The organism is Desulfobacter sp. (assembly GCF_050177295.1).
Window position 1 is genome coordinate 1 of sequence record NZ_JBFXHE010000486.1, and the last position, 3,068, is coordinate 3,068.

The 3,068-nt window shown below is 53.1% G+C and carries 3 protein-coding genes and 1 pseudogene; all 4 read left to right on the forward strand.

Annotated elements, in window-relative coordinates:
• A partial coding sequence (locus AB7U36_RS21495; protein ID WP_428161659.1) for a transglycosylase domain-containing protein occupies positions 1-1,630 on the forward strand: 1,630 nt, incomplete at its 5' end.
• Complete coding sequence (locus AB7U36_RS21500) at positions 1,627-2,130, forward strand: hypothetical protein (protein WP_428161660.1); 504 nt, start codon at positions 1,627-1,629, stop codon at positions 2,128-2,130. The genes AB7U36_RS21495 and AB7U36_RS21500, both read left to right, overlap by 4 nt.
• An 8-nt stretch (positions 2,131-2,138) precedes the next feature.
• Positions 2,139-2,282 (forward strand): hypothetical protein, encoded by a 144-nt coding sequence (locus AB7U36_RS21505; RefSeq protein ID WP_428161661.1) that lies wholly within the window; start codon positions 2,139-2,141, stop codon positions 2,280-2,282.
• A 26-nt stretch (positions 2,283-2,308) separates the two neighbouring features.
• Positions 2,309-3,068 (forward strand): annotated as a pseudogene (locus AB7U36_RS21510) (Hsp70 family protein); the annotation flags it as partial.

Sequence of the window (3,068 nt, forward strand, 5' to 3'; positions counted from 1 at the left end):
CAGTGAAGCCTTTGTTGCGGCTGCCATTGAGCGCCAGTTTACCAAAGAGGAAATTCTTGAAGCCTATATTAACGAAGTTTACCTGGGACAGGACGGTTCCAGGGCCATACACGGGTTTGGCCTGGGGGCTCAGTTTTACTTCGGCAAGTCACCGGGATTGCTTTCGCCTGAGGAAACCGCACTATTGGTAGGCATGCTCAAAGGACCGTCCGTCTACAATCCAAGGGTTCACCCGGACCAGGCCATGGCCCGGCGAAACACTGTGCTTGGCCTCATGGCGGACCAGGGATTGATTTCATCCACCCAGCTTATACAATCACTTGGCCAACCCCTGGGCGTTATTCCGGTACCCCGGCAATGGCGGTTTCCCTTTTACCTGGATCTGGTTAAGCGCAGGCTGCTCGACGCGTATCGTGAAAAAGATTTAAAAACCATGGGCCTGCGTATTTTCACCCCGCTGGATCCTTTGGTGCAGCTGGCTGCGGAAAAGGGGGTGGCGGATTTCATGGCCGGCAGAAATTCAAAGCTTGAGGCCAGTGTGGTGGTGACGGCCAGCGCCACCAATGAAATTCAGGCCCTGGTGGGGGGAAAGCAACCTGAATCCAAAGGGTTTAACCGTGCCCTGGATGCAAAGCGTCTCATTGGCTCCCTGGTGAAGCCTGCGGTATACCTTTCGGCTCTGGAGCGGCCTGAAACTTATACCCTGGTGACCCGGATCAATGACGGGCCTGTTTCATTGAAAAGTGGCGGCCGTCTTTGGAAGCCCCTGAATTTTGACAAAAAATTCCATGGGCAGCTGCCCTTGTACCAGGCTCTGGTCCACTCCTACAATACGGCTACGGTCAGACTTGGCCTGGATCTTGGTTTGGAAACTGTTTTTGCAACCATGGCGCAGTTAGGGTTCAAACCCGTTGCCCCGTTTGTGCCGGCAATGCTTCTGGGCAGTTTTGAGATGACCCCTGTCCAGGTTGCCCAGGTCTACCACACTCTGGCCTCGGGGGGATTCTACACCCCGGCCCGGGTCATAAAAGCCGTTTATACCCCTGACGGGGAAACGCTCCAGCGCTATCCTTTGCGCATCGAGCAGCACCTGGATCCGGGAGCCGTATTCCTGGTGGCCAAAACGCTCCAGGCTGTGGTCCGGGAAGGTACCGGAACATCTTTGTCCAGATGGCTTTCTCCGGATCTGGGTATTGCCGGAAAGACCGGTACCACCAATGATTTGCGGGATACCTGGTTTGCCGGATTTTCCGGGAATCGCCTGGCCGTGGTCTGGGTGGGCAGGGATGACAACCAGTCCACAGGGCTGACCGGGGCAACCGGCGCCATGCAGGTCTTTGGCCGGATCATGGCACAGATCCCCAATATGCCCCTGGTCCTGACACCACCGGAGAATATTGATTGGGCGGTTATCAATCCCCAAACCGGGCTTCGCACGAACAACAATACCCCCGGTGCCCTTGCCATGCCTTTTATCCGCGGGTCTGCCCCTGTTGTTTCTGATCCTGTTCCCAGGCCTGCTGCTGAAGTCGAATCCCCAATCCCGGCAGCTCCCAGGGCCGATAAACAACCGGTACAGAAAAAAAAGCCGCGATATCTTATTGACTGGCTTAAGGATGTATTCAAATGAAAACCTATTGTTTTTATCTCATTGCCATGGCCCTCATCGTTTTATCCGCCTGTGCGGAAAAAAGACCTGTCTCAATATCCCAGTCCCACCGGCCCCCTGAATCCGTGCCCGAGACCGGCAGACCTGTACCGGATCAACGTACTGAGCCCGGTGATTCGGCAGTTGCGGGTAAAGGAGAGGACCAGAATCCGCTTCTGACAGCTGTGCGCCCTGTTCAGCGCCTCCGGCCCAAGGCCCTGACCCGGATGATCAAGAATGCCGAAAATCAGCTGAGCCGCAGGCAGCCGCAGCTCGCCTTTTCCACCCTGGAGCAGGCATTATACATTGACGGTCAGGACCCGCTGGTCTGGCACCTGATGGCAAAGGCCCAGCTTGACCAGGGAAATATTGTCCAGGCGGTTTCCCTGGCCAAAAAATCCAACAGTCTGGCTGCTGCGTATCCGGAAGTAAAGGAAAAGAACGCAGCGCTTATCCGCAAAGCCCAGGGCCGTGCTGATTAGGAAAGCGTATGTCTCCTGCATTTGGCATTGATTTCGGCACTTCCAATTTTGCGCTGGCCGCAAGTGTTGACAACCAGGTAAAACTTCTGGATATCGACCCGGGTAATCCCCTTTCAAATTCTTTGAAATCCATTCTTTATTTTATTTTATAAAGGAAGAGGGACAGACCCTCTCTTTTGTGGGCCATGAAGGGGTCAAACAGTATATCGACAACGGTGCTGAAGGCCGGTACATGCAGTCGATAAAATCCTTTTTATCGGACCTGTCCTTCCAGAAAACAAATGTTTACGGTAAAAATTATACCTTGGAAGCGTTGATCGGACATCTTCTTAAGACCATGAAAGATCGGGGAGAGAATATTATTGGCCGGGATGTGGACAAGGTTGTGCTTGGCCGTCCGGTTATTTTTTCAACGGACAGGGAACAGGACATCCTTTCCGTTGGCGGGCTTTATATCGGCGGGGATAATTTCGATTCTCTGATCATGCGCCACAAGGTGGCAAAACACTATGGCACGGATGTTAAAGTCAAATCCAAGTTCAGTGATAATCTTACGGGACTGTCCCCGCTTGTCTTGAACCATCTGATGCAATGGCACCGCATTCCCTGGCTTCGGCGTCCGCAAACTCTTGGGAATATAAAGGAACTCAAGGTTTGTGCGGGGCTCAGGGACAGGCGGCTGCTGGAAAATTTGGAACGGTTGATCCGCGATAACTATGGGTATCTATTATTCCGGTCCATTGAATCAGCTAAGTGCCGCCTGTCCGACCATGGGGACGCCACCGTGATTTTCAAGGATTATGGCATCGTCATTGAAGAACTTGTCACAAGAATCGCATTTGAAGATATGATCCAGGATCTGGTTGCACAGATAGACGCCTGCGTGACTGATACCCTTGCCAATGCCGGAATTGGATTTGAACAGGTCAATGCCGTGT

Coding starts and splice junctions, on each gene's coding strand:
- AB7U36_RS21500 (WP_428161660.1), top strand. CDS start 1,627: ATGAAAACCTATTGTTTTTATCTCATTGCCATGGCCCTCATCGTTTTA.
- AB7U36_RS21505 (WP_428161661.1), top strand. CDS start 2,139: ATGTCTCCTGCATTTGGCATTGATTTCGGCACTTCCAATTTTGCGCTG.